Origin of the sequence: Streptomyces sp. NPDC102441 (genome assembly GCF_044765585.1) — a bacterium.
Taxonomy (GTDB): domain Bacteria; phylum Actinomycetota; class Actinomycetes; order Streptomycetales; family Streptomycetaceae; genus Streptomyces.
Map to the genome: position 1 here is coordinate 94,098 of NZ_JBIWKH010000023.1, position 18,684 is coordinate 112,781.

The 18,684-nt window shown below is 70.8% G+C and carries 16 protein-coding genes and 2 pseudogenes; 10 read left to right on the forward strand and 8 right to left on the reverse strand.

What is annotated here, in order from left to right; genetic code table 11:
* The first annotated feature begins 89 nt into the window (after positions 1–89).
* On the forward strand, positions 90–1,859 hold the full coding sequence (gene argS, locus ACIREO_RS36820; protein WP_404118639.1) for an arginine--tRNA ligase: 1,770 nt from the start codon (positions 90–92) through the stop codon (positions 1,857–1,859).
* Between the two features lie 123 nt (positions 1,860–1,982).
* Here argS and ACIREO_RS36825 read toward each other — a convergent pair whose 3' ends face one another.
* Positions 1,983–3,353: a helix-turn-helix domain-containing protein gene (locus ACIREO_RS36825; RefSeq protein ID WP_404118641.1), complete on the reverse strand. Its 1,371-nt coding sequence runs from the start codon at positions 3,351–3,353 to the stop codon at positions 1,983–1,985.
* A 395-nt stretch (positions 3,354–3,748) separates the two neighbouring features.
* Here ACIREO_RS36825 and ACIREO_RS36830 point away from each other — a divergent pair, with 395 nt between their 5' ends.
* The 5 genes and pseudogenes from ACIREO_RS36830 to ACIREO_RS36850 all read left to right on the forward strand — a co-directional run bounded on the left by ACIREO_RS36830 (position 3,749) and on the right by ACIREO_RS36850 (position 6,321).
* Positions 3,749–4,504: a DUF4232 domain-containing protein gene (locus ACIREO_RS36830; RefSeq protein WP_404118644.1), complete on the forward strand. Its 756-nt coding sequence runs from the start codon at positions 3,749–3,751 to the stop codon at positions 4,502–4,504.
* 29 nt (positions 4,505–4,533) lie between these two features.
* Positions 4,534–4,659 carry a hypothetical protein gene (locus ACIREO_RS36835; protein ID WP_404118647.1) on the forward strand — a complete coding sequence of 42 codons (126 nt, stop codon included), beginning with the start codon at positions 4,534–4,536 and terminating at the stop codon, positions 4,657–4,659.
* A gap of 52 nt (positions 4,660–4,711) precedes the next feature.
* Positions 4,712–4,969: pseudogene (locus tag ACIREO_RS36840) on the forward strand (aminoglycoside phosphotransferase family protein); the annotation flags it as partial.
* A gap of 165 nt (positions 4,970–5,134) precedes the next feature.
* A pseudogene (locus tag ACIREO_RS36845) lies at positions 5,135–5,854 on the forward strand (phosphotransferase family protein); the annotation flags it as partial.
* An 11-nt stretch (positions 5,855–5,865) separates the two neighbouring features.
* Positions 5,866–6,321, forward strand: a complete 456-nt coding sequence (locus ACIREO_RS36850) for a glutaredoxin domain-containing protein (RefSeq protein WP_404118650.1) — start codon at positions 5,866–5,868, stop codon at positions 6,319–6,321.
* A gap of 70 nt (positions 6,322–6,391) precedes the next feature.
* On the opposite strand, the gene ACIREO_RS36855 is transcribed toward ACIREO_RS36850, so the two are convergent.
* Complete coding sequence (locus ACIREO_RS36855; protein ID WP_404118653.1) at positions 6,392–7,681, reverse strand: lipase; 1,290 nt, start codon at positions 7,679–7,681, stop codon at positions 6,392–6,394.
* A gap of 169 nt (positions 7,682–7,850) precedes the next feature.
* Here ACIREO_RS36855 and ACIREO_RS36860 point away from each other — a divergent pair, with 169 nt between their 5' ends.
* Positions 7,851–8,201: a hypothetical protein gene (locus ACIREO_RS36860; RefSeq protein ID WP_404118655.1), complete on the forward strand. Its 351-nt coding sequence runs from the start codon at positions 7,851–7,853 to the stop codon at positions 8,199–8,201.
* 21 nt (positions 8,202–8,222) lie between these two features.
* On the opposite strand, the gene ACIREO_RS36865 is transcribed toward ACIREO_RS36860, so the two are convergent.
* A complete protein-coding gene (locus tag ACIREO_RS36865; RefSeq protein ID WP_404118657.1) occupies positions 8,223–9,539 on the reverse strand; it encodes a hypothetical protein in 1,317 nt (438 codons plus the stop codon).
* A gap of 179 nt (positions 9,540–9,718) precedes the next feature.
* Between ACIREO_RS36865 and ACIREO_RS36870 the strand changes: the two genes are divergently transcribed.
* From ACIREO_RS36870 to ACIREO_RS36880, 3 genes are read left to right on the forward strand one after another with little or no spacing between them, the layout of a single operon-like run.
* Positions 9,719–10,555: a lysostaphin resistance A-like protein gene (locus ACIREO_RS36870; RefSeq protein WP_404118660.1), complete on the forward strand. Its 837-nt coding sequence runs from the start codon at positions 9,719–9,721 to the stop codon at positions 10,553–10,555.
* Complete coding sequence (locus ACIREO_RS36875; RefSeq protein ID WP_404118662.1) at positions 10,552–11,700, forward strand: sensor histidine kinase; 1,149 nt, start codon at positions 10,552–10,554, stop codon at positions 11,698–11,700. The genes ACIREO_RS36870 and ACIREO_RS36875 overlap by 4 nt, the downstream gene beginning before the upstream one ends.
* The gene (locus ACIREO_RS36880) at positions 11,697–12,356 is read left to right on the forward strand and encodes a response regulator (RefSeq protein ID WP_404118665.1); all 660 of its coding nucleotides are present in this window, start codon (positions 11,697–11,699) and stop codon (positions 12,354–12,356) included. Before ACIREO_RS36875 ends, ACIREO_RS36880 begins: the two co-directional genes overlap by 4 nt.
* Before the next feature lie 17 nt (positions 12,357–12,373).
* Here the strand turns inward: ACIREO_RS36880 and hemB are convergent, their stop codons facing one another.
* From hemB to ACIREO_RS36905, 5 genes are all read right to left on the reverse strand, one after another.
* Positions 12,374–13,369: a porphobilinogen synthase gene (gene hemB / locus ACIREO_RS36885; RefSeq protein ID WP_404118668.1), complete on the reverse strand. Its 996-nt coding sequence runs from the start codon at positions 13,367–13,369 to the stop codon at positions 12,374–12,376.
* A 132-nt stretch (positions 13,370–13,501) separates the two neighbouring features.
* The gene (locus tag ACIREO_RS36890) at positions 13,502–15,169 is read right to left on the reverse strand and encodes a uroporphyrinogen-III synthase (RefSeq protein WP_404118670.1); all 1,668 of its coding nucleotides are present in this window, start codon (positions 15,167–15,169) and stop codon (positions 13,502–13,504) included.
* Positions 15,166–16,152 (reverse strand): hydroxymethylbilane synthase, encoded by a 987-nt coding sequence (hemC, locus tag ACIREO_RS36895; protein ID WP_404118673.1) that lies wholly within the window; start codon positions 16,150–16,152, stop codon positions 15,166–15,168. Before hemC ends, ACIREO_RS36890 begins: the two co-directional genes overlap by 4 nt.
* Entirely contained in the window at positions 16,149–17,639 is a 1,491-nt protein-coding gene (locus ACIREO_RS36900) for a glutamyl-tRNA reductase (protein ID WP_404118674.1), read from the reverse strand. The genes hemC and ACIREO_RS36900 overlap by 4 nt, the downstream gene beginning before the upstream one ends.
* A complete protein-coding gene (locus ACIREO_RS36905) occupies positions 17,636–18,415 on the reverse strand; it encodes a redox-sensing transcriptional repressor Rex (protein WP_404118676.1) in 780 nt (259 codons plus the stop codon). The genes ACIREO_RS36900 and ACIREO_RS36905 overlap by 4 nt, the downstream gene beginning before the upstream one ends.
* Positions 18,416–18,684: the final 269 nt, after the last annotated feature.

Below are 18,684 nucleotides of genomic sequence, written 5' to 3' on the forward strand. Positions count from 1 at the left end.
CCAGGTACCACCCGCAGCGCGAAAACGGCTTTGCACCCCGTGGGATACTGGGGTGTTCCCTTGTCCTCTACCGAAACGGCAGCCGGCTCATGGCCTCGGTCCCTTCCCTCGCTTCCACGCTCCAGCAGCAGCTGGCGGACGCCCTGACGGCAGCTCTGCCGGATGCCGGCACCGCGGACCCGCTGCTGCGCCGAAGCGACCGGGCCGACTTCCAGGCCAACGGCATCCTCGCGCTCGCCAAGAAGCTCAAGGGCAACCCGCGCGAGCTCGCCTCCCAGGTCACGGCGGCCCTCCCCACGGGTGACCTGATCAAGGACATCGAGGTGTCAGGCCCCGGCTTCCTGAACATCACGCTCACCGACGGGGCGATCATCCGGACGCTCGCCGCGCGTGCCGCCGACGGCGACCGGCTCGGCGTCCCGGTGAAGGCCGACGCGGGCACCACCGTGGTCGACTACGCCCAGCCCAACGTGGCCAAGGAGATGCACGTCGGCCACCTGCGGTCGGCGGTCATCGGTGACGCGATGGTCCAGATCCTCGAGTTCACCGGCGAGCACGTCGTCCGGCGCCACCACATCGGCGACTGGGGCACCCAGTTCGGCATGCTCATCCAGTATCTCTTCGAGCACCCGGACGAGCTGAAGCACGAGGGCGACAAGGCGGACGGCGACGCGGCGATGTCGTCGCTGAACCGCGTCTACAAGGCCTCGCGGGTCCTCTTCGACTCCGACGAGGAGTTCAAGGCGCGCTCCCGTGACCGGGTGGTGGCCCTCCAGGCCGGTGACCCGGAGACGCTGGCGCACTGGCAGCGGTTCGTCGACGAGTCGAAGATCTACTTCAACTCCGTCTTCGACAAGCTCGACATGGAGATCGACGACCCCGACATCGTCGGCGAGTCCGGGTACAACGACATGCTCGAGGAGACCTGCCGGATCCTGGAGGAGACGGGCGTCGCCGTCCGCTCCGAGGGCGCGCTGTGCGTGTTCTTCGACGACGTGAAGGGCCCGGACGGCAACCCGGTCCCGCTGATCGTCAAGAAGAGCAACGGCGGCTACGGCTACGCGGCGACCGACCTCTCCGCGATCCGCAACCGGGTGCAGGACCTCAAGGCCGACACCCTGCTCTACGTCGTCGACGCCCGGCAGTCCCTGCACTTCAAGATGGTCTTCGAGACGGCCCGCCGCGCCGGCTGGCTGAGCGAGGACGTCAAGGCGCACCAGCTGGCCTTCGGCACGGTCCTCGGCAAGGACGGCAAGCCGTTCAAGACCCGTGAGGGCACCACCGTCCGTCTTGAGGACCTCCTCGACGAAGCGGTCGAGCGGGCCACCGCGGTAGTCCGCGCGAAGGCCGAGAAGGTGGGCCTGACCGAGGACGAGATCGTCGAGAACGGCCGTTACGTCGGCGTCGGAGCAGTGAAGTACGCCGACCTGTCGACCTCTGCCGTGCGGGACTACAAGTTCGACCTGGACCAGATGGTGTCGCTCAACGGCGACACCTCGGTGTACCTCCAGTACGCCTACGCCCGGATCCGGTCGATCATGCGCAACGCGGGCGACGCCGAGCCCGCCGCGCACCCGGAGCTGGACCTGGCCCCGGCCGAGCGGGCGCTGGGCCTGCACCTGGACCAGTTCGACGAGGTGCTGTCCGAGGTGGCGGCGGGGTACGAGCCTCACAAGCTGGCCGCGTACCTCTACCAGCTCGCCTCGCACTACACGACGTTCTACGACCAGTGCCACGTCCTGAGCGACGAGAACCCGGCCGAGGTCGTCGAGAACCGGCTCTTCCTCTGCGACCTCACCGCCCGCACCCTGCACCAGGGCATGGCGCTGCTCGGCATCAGGACGCCCGAGCGCCTCTGAGCGCTCCGCGCGGCGGCCCCGCACACCACGTGACGTGGTGTGCGGGGCCGCCGTCGTCGTACGCGTGGGGTCTCGCCCGGCAGCGAGCCTGTGCGGGCGCTCGCGGCGGCACCGCCCCCGCGGTCAGCTCTGCCGCTCCTGCCACACCTTCGTGTCGTACTGGTAGAGGTACTCCGGCCTGCCGGTGATGCTGCTCGTGCGGAAGGGCCGGCCTCCGTCGTCGATGCGCAGCACCCCGCTCTGACCGCCGCTGGTCCACTGGAGCTCCAGGTACCAGGCCACGTCATACTCCTCCACGTGGGCGTCGATGCGGAACACCTCCACGTCCGTGGAACTCACCTGGTACGGAAATTCCGTCGCCGGGACCACCGTGTCGCCCTGCTTCCCCGCGACGGGCTTCGGCAGGGGCATTCCGTCGTCGAGGTCGATCGCGAAGGACTGCGGGGTGATCCCGCTCCCGCACCCCTCGCCCATCGAGTACGCGCTCCAGTCGAGCGCCGGGTTCCGGCCGGCGATGCGGACGTTCAGTTCCTTCAGCACGACGACCTCGTTCGAGAGGCCCTGGACGGTGACTTCCAGCTTCAGGCCTCCCCCGTCCACCCCTCCGCGCGCCCGCGCCCAGCTCCGCCTGTCCTGCGGGTCCGGGGGCTTCGGGACGTCGTCAGGGTCCTGGTGGAGCAGGTAGTACTTCCCACAGGGCGATCCCCAGTCATATGAACTGATGGTCGCGTTCACCGGCACGGCGCTGCCGCTCACCGGCCCTTTCGGGGACGGCGAGGGCTTGGCGGGGCCGCCCCCTGCCGACACCGAAGCGCTCGCCCCGGCCGACGCCGACGCACTGGCACTCCTGCTCGGCTTCACGGCCCCGTGCCCGCTCACACGGCCGCTGGGAACGGCCTGCGCGTGACTGGGCGCCGCGTCTGTCCGCCGGTCGCCGTCGGCCGGACCGTCGTCGCCGAGGGCACGCACGGCGAGGGCCGTGGGCACGGTGAGAGCCACGACCGCCACCGCGGTGAGCAGGACGCGCAGCCTCCTGGTGGTGCGGCGGCGGGGAGGGGGCTCGGTACCGGGGCCGCCCCCCTCGGGCGTCACGTCCTCCGGCACGGACTCCACTGCGGGTTCCGTCTCCGCCTGACGTTCTGCTTCCGCTTCGACCTGCCCGGGCGCGGCGGGCACGGGAACGGCAGCCTCAGGCGCGGCGGGCACGGGAGGGGCGGACCCGCCCGCCTCCGGCTTCCGCGTGCCCCGCCGCTTCGCCTCGTCGGCCAGGATCCATTTCCGGTGCAGGGCCATCAACTCGTCGGAGGACGCCCGGCACACCCGCGCGAAGCGCTCGACGGGCGCGTAGTCATGAGGAACGGCGTCACCGTTGCAGTAACGGTGCACGGTCGACGTGCTCATGTGCAGCTTCTGCGCGAGCGCCCCGTAGCTGAGACCGGACCGCTCCTTCAGCCCTCTGAGCAGCGCCGCGAAGTCCTGGATCTCTGTGCCCACCCCGACCGTTCCCTTCCGTTTCCTTCCCGGAACGGCGTCCCAGGGAAGCGATGTTCGTGCAGGTCAAGCGCCTGCGAGCGTTCCAGCGTCCCGCATGCCCCGGCATCTGTTGCCACGGCAATCCGGGGCTGGAAAGGATGTGGACACACCGCGGCGTTCCCCGCGACTCGTACATCCCACCCTCACCTGTCCCGGGAGCCACCGTGCGTACTCGACCTGAACTCAGCCTGACCGACGCGGTCGCCGCAGGAGTACTGATCGTCTGCATCGCAGTCGTCATCACACTCCTGTAGCGCCACTGATCACACGTCAGCGACCAGTACACCCGCCCGCACCGCAGGGCGCCAAAACGGCGCCCCGGGCACCGACCGCCTTCGAACGGGGAGAACCTTCTCATGCGCAACCTTCGCTTCCGCCGCGCCGCCCGCACCTCCGTCCTGGGCACCGCCGCCCTGATCGCCGCCCTGTCCCTCACGGCCTGCCAGAGCGGCAACCCGGCGCCGGCGGCGTTCGACGCCGAGGCCCCCGCGCCCCAGAAGCCGGCCGACGCCACCTCGGCGGCTCCGGCAGCTCCGGCGGCGGACACGGGCAAGAACAAGGAGGCGGCCGCCGGAGACACCGGAACCGTCGATTCCGGTTCGGGCACCGCCAAGAATTCCGGTTCCGCCGCCCCGAAGGCTGTCGCGAAGACTGTCGCGAAGCCGCAGGACACCAAGAGCGACAGCGAGTCCAGGGTCACCTGCACGGACACGAACACGAAGCTCACGATGACGAGCGTCCAGCGCCCCGTCAACCACATGCTGCTGACGGTGACCAACACCGGTTCGACGGACTGCGACGCCTACTACTACCCGTTCCTGAAGTTCAGCGATGCGCAGTCGGTCCCCCCGGTCATCGAGGAGAGCCAGCCGCAGGCCGTCGTCACGCTCTCCCCCGGCCAGTCCGCCTACGCCGGCGTCCTGACCTCGTCGGCCGACGGCAGCGGCTCGAACGGCCGCACCGCCGAGGACCTGGAAGTCGCCTTCCAGAACACGGACAGGGGCCAGGCGGGCAACATGGTGAGCGTCCCGCTGGCCAAGGACGTGTACGTCGACAGCAAGCTGGCCGTCACCTTCTGGCAGACCGAGATGGATGACGCCCTCAAGTACTGACGGCTCATGTACGGACCTTCGCATCGGGCGTGACAAGCGCGGTACCCCTCCCGCCCACGGCGGCGTACACCGGCACCACGCCGGAGTACGCCGCCGTGGGCGTGCGCGCGAACCACGAGCAGGCGACCGGCCGCCCCGCGCCGGTGCTCCCGTAGAGTGCGCGGACTGTCGTGACGGAGAGGCGGTACGGACGTGGCACCCAGGGCAGTGACGCGGGAGCAACTGGCGGGTGCCGCGCGGGCCGCGCTGGGCGGCGGGCGGCGGCTTGAGGCGGTCGAGCGGGTCGCGGGCGGCAGCAAGAAGGGCGTGTACCGCCTGAGGATGGACGACGCGTCGACGGCGATCGCCTACGTGTGGGACGACACCGAGAACTACTGGCCGGCGGCCGAGGGCGACGACGACCTCGCCGACCCCTTCTCGCCCGGCCTCGGACCGGACCTGTTCGAAGCGGCGCACGCGCGACTGGACGGACTAGGGTCTTTCGTTTGGATCAGGCTGGATCAGGGAGCGGGGTCTGGTGCCGTGCATCGCAAGGCGGAGGATTGAGGCAACGCGGAGCGTTGTTGATTGACGACAACGCCGCGAGGTGCGGCGCCAGGGCACGCGAGCCCAGCCTGATCCAAACGAGAGGCCCTGGGTGCCCGCGTCCCGGCGATCCGTCTCCTCGACCATGACGGCACCCACGGTCCGGCCGGCCTCGCGATCGTCGAGGACCTTCCGGGCGAGAGCCTGGAGAAACTGCTCGCGCGCGACCCGAGCGCGGCTGTCCCGGTCATGGCCCGGCTCCGGGACGCGCTGGAGGCGATGCGACGTCATCGGGCGCCCGCCTACGGCAAGGTCGCCGTGGTCGACGGAGGAGGCACGTCGCACGGGACATCGTGCGAGGAGGTCGTCCTGGACCGTGCTCTGCGGGACCTCGCCGAGGCGGCCTCGCGTGACCCACGGATCGCGGGAGCACACGAACAGCTGGAAGAGCGGCTGCGGGGCCTGGCGGCAGAGGTGCGACCGCGCACGGAGTACGCGGTCGTGCACGGTGAACTGGGTCCCGACCACGTGCTGGTGGACACGCACGGAAACCCAGTGGTGATCGACATCGAGGGCGCGATGTACTTCGACGTGGAGTGGGAGCACGTCTTTCTGCGGATCCGCCTGCACGACGCCTACTTGCCGCTGGAGGTGGACGGACTGGACGAGGCCCGGGTCGCGCTGTACATGCTCGCACAGCGGCTGTCGCTGACAGCGGGCCCGCTGCGGCTGCTCGACGGGGACTTTCCCGGCCGCGCGTTCATGGCGGACATCGCCGAGTACAACCTGAACCAGGCCCTGGCAGCACTGGTGCATCGGCGATAGCCTGCGCCATCATGATGCGCGCGTGGATCTTGCCGATGCTGCTTGTGTTCTGCGGCTCAGTCGTCGCAGCTGGGCGCGCCCTCGATGGGGGCCCCGGCGAAGCCGCTGTATCCCTACTGGTGTTCGTGGCTCTCGCGAGCGTGTACTCGCCTCTGGTCTTCCCGAGGTCGATCAGCGCGTCGGAGGCGCAGCGCCGTAGCGAGTCCGACGGCAGGCCCGTCGTCTTCTGGCGGTCGGGCTGCAAGTACTGCCTGCGCCTGCGCTTCCGGTTGGGCCGCAGCGCCCACAAGTTGCACTGGGTCGACATCTGGCGTGACCCGGCCGGCGCGGCAGTGGTGAGAGAAGCCAACAACGGCAACGAGACCGTACCCACCGTCTTCGTGAAGGGCCAACCGCACGTCAACCCTGACCCTCGGTGGGTACGCGACGCGGCATCGGGAGGTTACGGACAGGAATCCGGCCGATAAGGGCTGCTGGGCCGTCCGTAACCTCCCGACGACGCCCCCGCCGGAGCTGCCCCGGCACGACGGGCTCAGTTCATCGCAGATCCCCGAACCAGCGGACGATCGCCGACGTGGCCGCGACGTTGGACCCCAGGTGACGCGACTCCTGGTGGTCGACCGCACCGAGATCGACGACCGGGGCGTCCACTCCGTTCCCCCGCAGGGCCGCCCGGCAGTGCTCGGTGTTGGCGGTGACGGCCTGCTCGTCGCCGGCCGCCATGTACAGCCGGACCGGGGCGTCCGGCACCCAGTCGGTGCACACCGCGTCCGTCGTACGCAGGGCGTCCGCCATCGCTCCTGCCGGATGCCCCAGCACCTCACGGCCACGGTCGGTGAGCAGTTCGTCCACGTCCCCCGGGATGCCCCGCATCAGCTGCTCCCCCGTGTGCGCGCCGTCGAACAGCTCCTCGACATGGTCGGCGTAATCGTCGTCGAAGACCTCCCGCGGGCTGTCGTAGATGTGGTGGAGCCGGTTGAACGCCACCAGCGTGTACGCCGCGTAGACCGCGCCGGACTTGCCCTTCACGTCACCCCTGAGCAGAGCGGGCAGCTCCGTACCGCCGAAGTCGTACGCGCCGCTGACCGGCGCCAGCGCGCCCAGCCTGAACCACCGGTCCTCGCCCGCCTCCAGCGCCCTGCCGAGGCCCAGAGCCGCCGAAGCGCCCTGCGAGAAGCCCGTGACCATGACGTCGCGCTCCAGTGCGTGACCGGTGCGGGGCGCGAAGGCGCGGGCCGCGCGCAGCATGTCCAGGGAGGCCGTGGTCTCCGAGCCGATGTCCATCCACGGGTGCGGACCGGGGCCCTTGCCCATGCCCAGGTAGTCGGGCGCGACCCCCGTCGACCCCGCCGCCGCGTGTGCGACGACCGGGGCGGACACGAACGTGGCGCGCCGCATGGACGGGGAGTCGTCCTTGTGGCTGCCCGTGCCGTGCGCGAAGGAGACCGCTCGTAGACGTCGCTCGCCCGTGAGCGGCAGCACGAACAGCCCGCTCGCCGTGGTGGGGCGCCCGTGCGGGTCGACGGTGCGGTAGACCAGCCTGTACGCGACCACGCCGTGCCGGACGGTGTCACCCGCGAACCCCGCCGCCGCCAGCTCGGCGGCCACGTCCTCGGGGGTGGCCAGCGTGTACAGCTTCTCGGCGGAGACCAGCGTGCCCCGCCCCTGGTGCCGGCCCTGCGCGTGGGCAGATGGCGGCGCGGCCACGGCGGCAGCCGCCGCCGGCCCGCCGAGCAGGAGCGCGCAGCAGAGTGCGGCCAGGGGCGCCCTCAGTCGGCGGGACCGAGGCCGGGCGGTCGGAGGGGGCGGTGTCGCGGAGACGGTCATGGTGCTCCCGGGTGCGTACGGATACCTGCCCACTCAGCCTCGCAAGGGGCGCACGATTCCACAGTGCGGCGGGCCCCCGGCCCTCCCTGGGGGAGCCCCCCGGGACCGACGTTACTTCTGAGTACGAGCACTCATGTGCCCCGCCTCATAACAGAGTTGACTCGTACGCATGCCGGACGACCCCCTGAACCCCCGCTCACCGCACGCCTGGGCCGGGCCGCTGATCTCCACGCTCGTCACTCTGCCCGCAGCGGCCCTCGCCCTGTTCTTCGGCGGCCTGTCGCCCATGGCGTGCGACTCCTGCGACGGCGCACAGGCCGACCGCTTCACCGACTCCTTCAACGCGGCATGGGCCGCCCTCTGCACCGGTCTCGTGCTGTCCCTCGTCGTCCTGGTGGCGAGTTGGGCCCTGCCCTGGCGCCGACGCCAGGCCGCGGCTCGGGTGCTGCTCTCCATAGCCGCGCCCGCAGTCGTCTGTGTCGCCTTCGTGGCGTTCATGGCCCTCGTCGACTGGCCCTGACCTCACGGAAGACCGCCCGGGTCAGAGGAAGCGTGAACTGGCCACAGGGCCCGAAGACATCAGCCGGGCCCGTTCGCCCTGGAGCCAGGAGCCGCGCACGGCCGAGACGAAGTCCGTGAGCTTCTCGACGGGATCGGCCGGAGTCTCCCCGTCCCCGCCGTCCGGCGCCGGATCGGCGCCCACGATGTCGGCGGCGATCTCCGCCTCCGGCCTTCCGTCGGCCTCCCCGCGCTCCGCTTCGCCGTCGTCGCCCAGCCGGAGAGTCTCCCCCCACGGGGGCACGACCGACTGGTGGAGCAGCGTGACGCTGTCGGCGGTGACGGCGGGCGGGTCGGTCCAGCAGCTCGCGTGCTCGTGCAGCACCTGGCCCGGCGCCCGGTGGAAGAGCTGCCCGAGCGCCTCGGCGCCCTGGTCGCTGTCCGCGGTGCCCTCCAGGTCGTAGGCGATGACGACGGTGTCCTCCCGCCCCGGCTCGAAGGGCTCCGCCGGCAGGCCCAGCACCTCGGCCGCGGCCAGGCCGAGGATCCTGCTACCCCGGTCCGGCAGCAGGGACACCGAGCGCGGCCGGACCCCGCCGGCCTCCAGCACCGCCCTGAGCCTCAACAGACCCTGAAGGCACTGGTCGTGGGAGTCCTGGAACCATGCGTACCGGCCGGTCATCCCCGCGTCGTAACCGTGCGGGGAGAGCGTCCCCAGCACGGTGCCGCCCATGACGTACTGCCAGCCGCGGAGATCCGAGTGGTCCAGCGGACTCACCGGCCCGACGGCCGCCGCGCGCCCCAGAACACGGTTCTGCCGGTCCCGCGCGCCGAGCCAGACGTCCTCGTCCGGGCCGGGCAGACGGGAGTGCTGACGGCGGGCCAGCTCCAGGTCACCCGCGAGGACGGCGTTGAAGACCAGGAGGTAGCGATCGGGCCAGTCCTCGAGGCCGCCCTCGTGTGCGAGCAGCGCGTCGACGGCATCGCGGTGCCGGCCCTCGTCCTCGTACGCGGAGACCAGCTCACGGAGCATGCCGGAGGACGCCGGCTCAAGACGCAGCGCTTCCTGGAGAGCGGGTATCGCCAGGTAGGGCACACCGCGTTCCACGCAGGCGTACCCGTAGGCGTGGAGGTGCCGCACCCGGTCGGGATGCGCGGCCAGGGCCACGGCAGCCTGCCGGAGGTCGTCGAACCCGGCCGCCCCGGCGGCCCGGCCCACCACCGCCGCGACCTCCCCCAGCGGCGCCGACGGGGCCCGCCGCAGCTCGCGCAGCGCGCCCGGCACGTCGCCCTCGTCGAGTCGCTCCCAGGCCGCGGCTAGATCGGGGGACGTGGGGCGGGTACTCCTGCGCGAGAACATGCGGACGATCCTCCCCGCAGACGCAGGGGCCGCTCAAGCGAATTGATCTCCCCGTGTGGCTTGTCCCCCACGTGAGCCACACGCAGGTGTCCACCGTGAGGTGACGATTCGCGGACGCCCGATCCGTAGCGTTCGAGGCGCCGCGGCACCCCGGTCGCGAAGCCGGCTAAGGAGCGCTCATGAGGATCGTTTGGCAACTGTTGACCGTCGTGTTGGCCAACTTGATCGGCGGTCAGATCGTCTACAGCCTGGACGGCAGCCCGTGGCTCCAACTTGTCCTGGGACTCCTGGTGTCCGTGCTCGCCGTGCTCGCCTACGGATGGGTGGTGCGCAGGACCGAGCACCGCCCGTCCACCGAAGTGGCCCGCAAGGGCGCCGTGCCCGCGATCGGCCGGGGGACGCTGATCGGCCTCGCGCTGTTCGGCGCCGTCATAACGAACATCTACTTCAACGCCCACTACGAGATCAACGGCCTCGGCTCCCCGACCGGCGCGGTCGGGCTGGTCGGTCTCATGGCGGCCGCCGCCGTGACCGAGGAACTGATGTTCCGCGGCGTCCTGTTCCGGGTCATCGAGGAGCGCACCGGAACCTGGATCTCGCTGACGCTGACCGGAGTTCTGTTCGGCGCCATGCACCTCCTCAACGCCAACGCCAGCCTGTGGGGCGCCGTCGCCATCGCGATCGAGGCCGGTGGCATGCTCGCCGCCGCTTACGCCGCGACCCGCAGCCTGTGGGTTCCGATCGGCCTGCACTTCGGCTGGAACTTCGCGGCCGGCGGCATCTTCAGCACCGAGGTCTCCGGCAACAACACCCCGCAGGGCCTGCTGGACACCGTCACATCGGGACCGGCGTGGGTCACCGGCGGCGACTTCGGCCCCGAAGGCAGCGTCTACTCCGTGCTGTTCGGCGTACTGCTCACCATCGCGTTCATGTGGCTGGCCCACCGTCGCGGCAACCTGGTGCCCCTCCGCCGCCGAGCCGGCAAGGCCGCCGCCACCACTACACTTCCCCGATGACCGGACTCCCGCGGATCCAGGAACTGTGGCGCCGGTCAGGCACCACACTCTGGTATGTCCCCCTCGCCCTGGTGCTGTTCGCCGCCTCGCTGGTCTACCACAGCAACGGGACAGACGTGGGCGGCCTGCCGAACCGCCCCTTCGACGCCCTGGCGGTCGCGGCCATCGCCCTCCAGTGCCTCCCGCTCGCAGGACGCAAGCAGTGGCCGGTCATCTGCTTCACCGTGGTCTCGCTCGGCTTCGCGCTCGACCAGCTCCGCGGCTACCACACCCTCGCGGGCACCGCACTGCCCATCGCGCTGATCAGCGTGGCCTCCCAGCTGGAACACCACCGGCGCACCACCGCCCTCGCCTTCACCGCGGCGTACATCCCCCTGGCGGTCGCGCTCGACGAGGTCGGCCCGGGCAAGCCGCTGAGCGAGTACGTGATGTTCTACCTGGCTGTGGCACTCGCCTGGGGCGTCGGGGCATGGCTCCGCACCAGCCGGGCCGCCGAAGCCGAGCGCCGCCGCCGCGTGGCCGAGGACACCCGGACCGCCGAACGCACCCGCATCGCCCGTGAACTCCACGACGTCGTGACCCACCATGTGACGGCGATGGTCGTGCAGGCCGAGGCGGCACGCTATCTGACCGCCGCACCCGAACGCCTCGACCAGAGCCTCACAGCCGTCACGGACACCGGACGGCGGGCCATCACCGACCTGCGGCACCTGCTCAACCTGCTCAACCCCGACCACGGCACCGGGGCCACGCCGCCGCCCGTCGGCAGGCTCCTCACGCTCGTCGAACAGACACGGCGGGCCGGGCAACCGGTGGAGTTCACGGAGGAGGGCACACCCGCCGAGCCGACCGGCAGCGCCGACCTCGTGGCCTACCGGGTGGTGCAGGAAACCCTCACGAACGCGCTCAAGTACGCTCATGGCAGCGCCACTTCGGTCCGTGTGCGCCACTGCGAAAGGGAGATCACCGTGGAGGTCAGCACGGACAGCTCCAGCCAGAAGGCCTCCCTCACCGGCGGAAGCGGACGAGGCCTCGCCGGGCTCCGCGAACGCGTCGACGTACTGGGCGGCGACTTCAGCGCAGGCCGGCAACCGGACGGCGGCTTCGCCGTCCGGGTCCGCATACCTGCCAGGAGTCCTTCGTGACCGAACCGATCCGCGTCGTCATCTGCGACGACCAGGTGCTGATCCGCACCGGGCTGTCGACGATCATCGACGCCCAGCCCGACCTGGAGGTCGCCGGCGAGTGCGGGGACGGGCGGACCGGGGTCGACCTCGTCGAGAAACTGCGCCCGGACGTCGTGGTGATGGACATACGCATGCCGGTGCTCGACGGCATCGCGGCCACCCGCCTGCTGGCCGGCGCCGGAGTGCTGCACCCCGTCAAGGTCCTCGTGGTGACGACGTTCAACCTGGACGAATACGTCTACGAGGCGCTGCGCGCAGGCGCCAGCGGGTTCCTCCTCAAGGACGCACCGCCGTCCCAGCTGCTTCACGGGATCCGGACCGTGGCCGCCGGCGCGGCACTGCTGGACCCCGAGGTGACACGCCAGCTGGTGGGCCGCTACGCCGCCCGGATCCGGCCCACCGACGACAACGGACCCGACATCCCGCTGACCCCACGCGAACTGGAAGTCCTGCGCCTCATCGCGGACGGCCTCTCCAACAACGAGATCGCCGCGTCCCTGGTGATCAGCCGGGAGACGGTCAAGACCTTCGTCTCACGCATCCTCACCAAGCTCGGACTCCGCGACCGCGTCCAGGCCGTCGTCTACGCCTACCGCCAGGGCCTGGTGTCCTGAGCGGCTCCCCCGGGGACTCAGCGCCCCAGCCGCTGCGCGACCTCCGTCGCCCAGTACGTCAGGATCATCCGCGCACCCGCACGACGGATGCCCGTGAGGCTCTCCAGAATCGCCGCGTCCCGGTCGATCCAGCCCTTCTCCGCGGCGGCCTCGATCATCGAGTACTCGCCACTGATCTGGTACGCCGCGACCGGCACGTCCACCGCGTCGGCGACCTTGGCGAGGACGTCCAGGTAGGGCCCGGCCGGCTTCACCATCACCATGTCGGCGCCCTCCTCCAGGTCCAGCGCCAGCTCACGCAGCGACTCCCGGATGTTCGCCGGGTCCTGCTGGTACGTCTTGCGGTCGCCCTTGAGCGACGATCCCACCGCCTCACGGAACGGGCCGTAGAACGCGGAGGAGTACTTCGCGGTGTAGGCGAGGATCGACACGTCCTCGTGCCCGGTCTGGTCCAGCGCGTCCCGGACCACACCCACCTGACCGTCCATCATGCCGCTGGTGCCCACCACATGCGCGCCCGCGTCCGCCTGCACCTGGGCCATCTCCGCGTACCGCTCCAGCGTGGCGTCGTTGTCGACGCGGCCGTCCTCGGTCAGCACCCCGCAGTGGCCGTGGTCCGTGTACTCGTCCAGACAGAGGTCGGACATGATCACCAGGTCGTCCCCGACCTCTTCCCGCACCGCCCGCAGACCGACCTGGAGAATGCCCTCCGGGTCGGTCCCCGCCGTGCCCCGGGCGTCCTTCTTCTCGTCCAGCGGGACACCGAAGAGCATGATCCCCGAGACACCCGCCGAGACCGCGTCGACAGCCGCCTTCCGCAGCGTGTCCAGGGTGTGCTGCTGCACACCGGGCATGGCCGAGATGGCGACCGGGGCGTCGACGCCCTCGCGCACGAACGCGGGCAGGATCAGATTCGCCGGGTCGAGCCTGGTCTCGGCGACCATGCGCCGCATGACGGGGGTCGTCCGCAGTCTGCGGGGCCGCGAGCCGGGGAAGTTTCCGTAATCGGTCATCCTTCGAGGTTAGACCCGCACACATCACCGGTTTACCGACACCCGAGCCGGAAAAACAGGCGGGGAGACGGGCAGGGGCCCGGCCGCTTCACCAAGAAGCGGCCGGGCCCCACACATCCGGGCGCAAGTCCCTCAGGTCGTCGACCGTCGACGCCTCGCACCAGGGCGCCGCTCGCTCGGCCGGGTCACCGGGTCACCGGCCTCCTTGGCCGCGTCCCGGCGCTGCGCGCCGAAGTCCGCCAGCGCCTGCGCCAGCTTGTGGACCGACGGCTCGGGCGACAGCACGTCGACCCGCAGGCCGTGCTCCTCGGCGGTCTTCGCCGTGGCGGGACCGATACACGCGATCACCGTCACGTTGTGCGGCTTGCCCGCGATACCGACCAGGTTGCGGACGGTGGAGGACGAGGTGAAGAGCACCGCGTCGAAGCCGCCGCCCTTGATCGCCTCCCGGGTCTCGGCCGGCGGCGGCGAAGCACGGACCGTGCGGTACGCGGTGACGTCGTCGACCTCCCAGCCCAGCTCGATGAGCCCGGCCACCAGGGTCTCCGTGGCGATGTCCGCACGCGGCAGGAACACCCGGTCGATCGGGTCGAAGACCGGGTCGTACGGCGGCCAGTCCTCCAGCAGACCCGCGGCCGACTGCTCACCGGACGGCATCAGGTCCGGCTTCACACCGAAGTCCACCAGCGCGGCACCGGTCTGCTCACCGACGGCCGCGACCTTGATCCCGGCGAAGGCACGGGCGTCGAGCCCGTACTCCTCGAACTTCTCCCGCACCGCCTTCACCGCGTTGACCGAGGTGAAGGCGATCCACTCGTAGCGGCCCGTGACCAGACCCTTGACCGCGCGCTCCATCTGCTGGGGCGTACGCGGCGGCTCGACGGCGATCGTCGGAACCTCGTGCGGCACGGCGCCGTACGAACGCAGTTGGTCGGAGAGCGACGCCGCCTGTTCCTTCGTACGCGGCACGAGCACCTTCCAGCCGAACAGCGGCTTGGACTCGAACCACGCGAGCTGGTCCCGCTGGGCGGCGGAGCTGCGCTCCCCGACCACGGCTATGACGGGCTGGTGCCCGTCCGGCGACGGGAGGACCTTGGCCTGCTTCAGGACCTGGGCGATCGTCCCGAGGGTCGCCGTCCAGGTGCGCTGGCGCGTCGTCGTCCCGGCGATCGTGACCGTGAGCGGGGTGTCGGGCTTACGGCCGGCCGAGACCAGCTCACCAGCGGCCGCAGCCACCGAGTCGAGCGACGCGGACACGACGGCCGTCGAGTCGCTCGCACCGACCTCGGACCAGCAGCGGTCCGACGCGGTACGCGCGTCGACGAAGCGCACATCAGCGCCCTGCGCGTCACGCAGCGGCACACCGGCGTACGCGGGCACACCGACCGCGTTCGCGATGCCGGGCACGACCTCGAAAGGCACACCCGCGGCAGCGCAGGCGAGCATCTCGGCACCCGTGTTGCCGTCCAGGCCGGGGTCGCCCGTGACGGCGCGCACCACCCGCCTGCCGCCCTTCGCTGCCTCCATGACAAGATTGGCGGCATCCCTGAGAACGGGTACTCCGGCGGGTGTTGACGCCGTGTCAACAACCGTCATCTCAGGCGTGCTTACCCCTGCCCTTGCATGGCAGCGAACGACGTCGAGAACGTCAGGTTCCGCTACAAGGACGTCCGCGCTCGCAAGCGCCTCGACAGCGCGCAGAGTCAGCAGTCCCGGGTCGCCGGGACCGGCGCCGAGGAAGGTGACATGCCCCGAGGACAGGACAGGGAAGTCGGATACGACAGGGCCGGTGGGGCTCAAAGTGCTCGCTCCCCCATAAGACCGGCCGCACCCTTGGCAAGCATCTCGGCCGCGAGCTCGCGACCGAGGGCCGCCGCGTCGTCGTGCGACGTGGGGACGGGACCGGTGATGGACAGCTGCACCAGGGAAGCGCCGTCGGTTGAACCGACGACACCGCGCAGGCGCAGTTCGTTGACAACCTGCCCGTCGGCCAGGAGGTCGGCCAGCGCACCCACAGGTGCGGAACAGCCGGCCTCCAGGGCGTTGAGCAGGGCGCGCTCGGCGGTCACGGCGACCCGGGTGTACGGGTCGTCGAGCTCGGCGAGAGCTGCGGCGAGGTCCGCGCTGCTTTCAGCGCATTCGATCGCCAGTGCTCCCTGGCCGGGAGCGGGCAGGACGGTGTCGACCGGCAGGAAGCCGGTGACCTCGTCCGTGCGTCCGAGGCGGCTGAGCCCGGCGGCGGCGAGAACCACCGCGTCCAGCTCCCCGCTTCGTACAAAACCAATACGCGTGTCGACGTTGCCGCGGATGGCGACGGTCTCTATCTCGAGGCCGTGCAAACGGGCGTACGCGTTGAGCTGCGCCATGCGGCGCGGCGAGCCGGTGCCGATGCGGGCACCGGGCGGCAGCTGCTCGAAGGTCAGTCCGTCCCGGGCCACCAGTGCGTCGCGCGGGTCCTCGCGCGTCGGCACCGCGGCCAGGACGAGCCCCTCGGGCTGTGTGGTCGGCAGGTCCTTGAGCGAGTGGACGGCGAAGTCCACCTCGCCGCTCAGCAGCGCCTCGCGCAGGGCGGCGACGAACACACCGGTCCCGCCGATCTGCGCCAGCTGCTCCCGGGACACATCCCCGTACGTGGTGATCTCGACGAGCTCGACGGCACGCCCGGTCACCTCGCGGACCGCATCAGCCACCATGCCGGACTGGGCCATGGCGAGCTTGCTGCGCCGGGTGCCTAGCCGGAGCGGTGTAGTGGTCTCCCCGCCCAGGGGTGAGTTGTCGGTCATGACCGCCCTCTATTCGGGTCGTTCAGGTCTGCCCGTGAGACGGCGGCCACCGTCTGCGGGTCGAGGTCGAAGAGTTCCCGCAGCGCATCGGCGTACCCGGCGCCGCCGGGCTCGCTGGCGAGCTGCTTGACCCGCACGGTGGGCGCGTGCAGGAGCTTGTCGACGACGCGGCGCACGGTCTGCGTGATCTCGGCGCGCTGCTTCTCGTCCAGGTCGGGGAGGCGTCCGTCGAGCCGCGCGATCTCACCGGCCACCACATCGGCGGCCATGGTGCGCAGGGCGACGACGGTCGGAGTGATGTGCGCGGCGCGCTGGGCGGCTCCGAAGGCGGCGACCTCGTCGGCGACGATGGTGCGCACCTGGTCCACATCGGCGGCCATCGGGGCGTCCGCGGACGCCTCGGCGAGCGACTCGATGTCGACGAGGCGCACACCGGCGACGCGGTGGGCCGCTCCGTCGATGTCACGCGGCATCGCGAGGTCCAGCAGATGGAGCCTGGCCGGACCGGTGAACGCCGGGCGCACGGGCACCCGGCGCACGGCCCGGTCCTGTGCGGCAGCCGTGGCGGAACCGTTCTCCACCCACGCGGCGTGCTGGTCCAGCTCGCCGGGCGCGGCGGCGGGGGCCTCGGGCTCCCGCTCCGCGGAGTCGAAATCGACGCCGAGCGCACCGGCGACCGTCTCGGCGGTCAGGACGAGTCCGGTCGCGCCCGTACAGGACACGACGACATCGGCACGTGTCAGTTCGCCCGCGACGGCGCCCATCTCCACGGCGCGCGCCGTCGGGACACCGGCCTGGCCGAGGATCTCGACGAGCCGGTCGGCACGCGCCCGGGTCCGGTTGGCGACGACGATCTCGTCGACGCCCGCACGGGCCAGCGTGGCCGCGGCGAGCGAGGACATCGAACCGGCACCGATCACCAGGGCGCGCTTGCCCGCCGCCCACCCGGTGACCTCGGCACCGTCGGCCAGCTGTTCGAGACCGAAGGTGACGAGCGACTGCCCGGCCCGGTCGATCCCGGTCTCGCTGTGGGCGCGCTTGCCGACCCTCAGTGCCTGCTGGAAGAGGTCGTTCAGCAGACGCCCGGCGGTGTGGAGCTCCTGCCCCAGCGCGAGCGCGTCCTTGATCTGACCGAGGATCTGGCCCTCGCCGACGACCATCGAGTCCAGTCCGCACGCCACCGAGAAGAGATGGTGGACGGCACGGTCCTCGTAGTGCACATAGAGATAGGGGGTGAGCTCGTCCAGTCCGACCCCGCTGTGCTGCGCGAGGAGGGTCGACAGCTCGGCTACACCCGCGTGGAACTTGTCCACGTCCGCGTACAGCTCGATGCGGTTGCAGGTGGCCAGGACGGCGGCCTCCGTCGCGGGCTCCGCGGCGAGGGTGTCCTGAAGCAGCTTCGTCTGGGCCTCGGCCGCGAGGGACGCCCGCTCCAGTACGGAGACGGGGGCGCTGCGGTGGCTCAGTCCTACGACCAGGAGACTCATGCCGGCATCACGGCGGGCATGTCCCCGTCAGGTCCCTTCCGGCCGGTGGGCGTGGCACGCATCGGCGGCGCCTGCTCCTCGTCGGCATCCGGCCTGCCGTCGGCAGCGGCCTCCTCGCCGGCCTTGCGCTGCTCGTGGAAGGCGAGGATCTGCAGCTCGATCGAGAGGTCGACCTTGCGCACGTCGACGCCGTCGGGCACGGAGAGCACCGTCGGCGCGAAGTTCAGGATGGAGGTCACGCCCGCGGCGACGAGCCGGTCGCAGACCTGCTGGGCCGCACCGGGCGGGGTGGTGATGACGCCGATGGACACACCGTTGTCGCTGATGATCCGGTCCAGGTCATCGGTGTGCTGGACGGCGATCCCGGCCACGGGGGTGCCCGCCATGGCGGGGTCGGCGTCGATCAGCGCGGCGACCCGGAAACCACGGGAGGCGAAACCGCCGTAGTTGGCGAGGGCGGCGCCGAGGTTACCGATCCCGACGATCGCGACAGGCCAGTCCTGGGTGAGCCCGAGTTCACGGGAGATCTGGTAGACGAGATACTCGACGTCGTACCCGACACCTCGCGTGCCGTAGGAGCCCAGGTAGCTGAAGTCCTTGCGCAGCTTGGCGGAGTTGACTCCCGCCGCCGCGGCGAGTTCCTCGGAGGAAACCGTGGGAACCGAGCGCTCGGAGAGCGCTGTCAGTGCGCGGAGATACAGCGGAAGCCGGGCGACGGTGGCCTCGGGAATTCCTCGGCTACGGGTCGCCGGTCGGTGAGTTCGGCCAGTTGCCACGGTGCTCCTGCGGGATGAGCGGGGCTGCAGGCGGCCGTATGTCCTATGACCGCCCCGTCGACAGCAGGCTATGTCTTTGTGAACGCGTGCACAAAGATGGTGTCCGTTTTGTCCGGTCAAAGTGACCGGGGTCACGCGTATTCCCTGCGCGTTCCCGGAACCCGGGACGCCATCAGCCCGTTGCAGGTCCGAAGGGGGCAAGACGGTACACACTCCTCATGTCCACACCCCCGAGACCACTCAAAACGCCCATGATGTTAACCGGGTTT

What these genes read in the sequence shown, in the direction of transcription:
- hemC (WP_404118673.1), bottom strand. Translation starts at nt 16,152, where the DNA reads ATGACCGACAACTCACCCCTGGGCGGGGAGACCACTACACCGCTCCGG.
- ACIREO_RS36865 (WP_404118657.1), bottom strand. Translation starts at nt 9,539, where the DNA reads ATGTTCTCGCGCAGGAGTACCCGCCCCACGTCCCCCGATCTAGCCGCG.
- ACIREO_RS36875 (WP_404118662.1), top strand. Translation starts at nt 10,552, where the DNA reads ATGACCGGACTCCCGCGGATCCAGGAACTGTGGCGCCGGTCAGGCACC.
- ACIREO_RS36855 (WP_404118653.1), bottom strand. Translation starts at nt 7,681, where the DNA reads ATGACCGTCTCCGCGACACCGCCCCCTCCGACCGCCCGGCCTCGGTCC.
- hemB (WP_404118668.1), bottom strand. Translation starts at nt 13,369, where the DNA reads ATGACCGATTACGGAAACTTCCCCGGCTCGCGGCCCCGCAGACTGCGG.
- ACIREO_RS36860 (WP_404118655.1), top strand. Translation starts at nt 7,851, where the DNA reads ATGCCGGACGACCCCCTGAACCCCCGCTCACCGCACGCCTGGGCCGGG.
- ACIREO_RS36900 (WP_404118674.1), bottom strand. Translation starts at nt 17,639, where the DNA reads ATGAGTCTCCTGGTCGTAGGACTGAGCCACCGCAGCGCCCCCGTCTCC.
- ACIREO_RS36870 (WP_404118660.1), top strand. Translation starts at nt 9,719, where the DNA reads ATGAGGATCGTTTGGCAACTGTTGACCGTCGTGTTGGCCAACTTGATC.
- ACIREO_RS36830 (WP_404118644.1), top strand. Translation starts at nt 3,749, where the DNA reads ATGCGCAACCTTCGCTTCCGCCGCGCCGCCCGCACCTCCGTCCTGGGC.
- ACIREO_RS36850 (WP_404118650.1), top strand. Translation starts at nt 5,866, where the DNA reads ATGATGCGCGCGTGGATCTTGCCGATGCTGCTTGTGTTCTGCGGCTCA.
- argS (WP_404118639.1), top strand. Translation starts at nt 90, where the DNA reads ATGGCCTCGGTCCCTTCCCTCGCTTCCACGCTCCAGCAGCAGCTGGCG.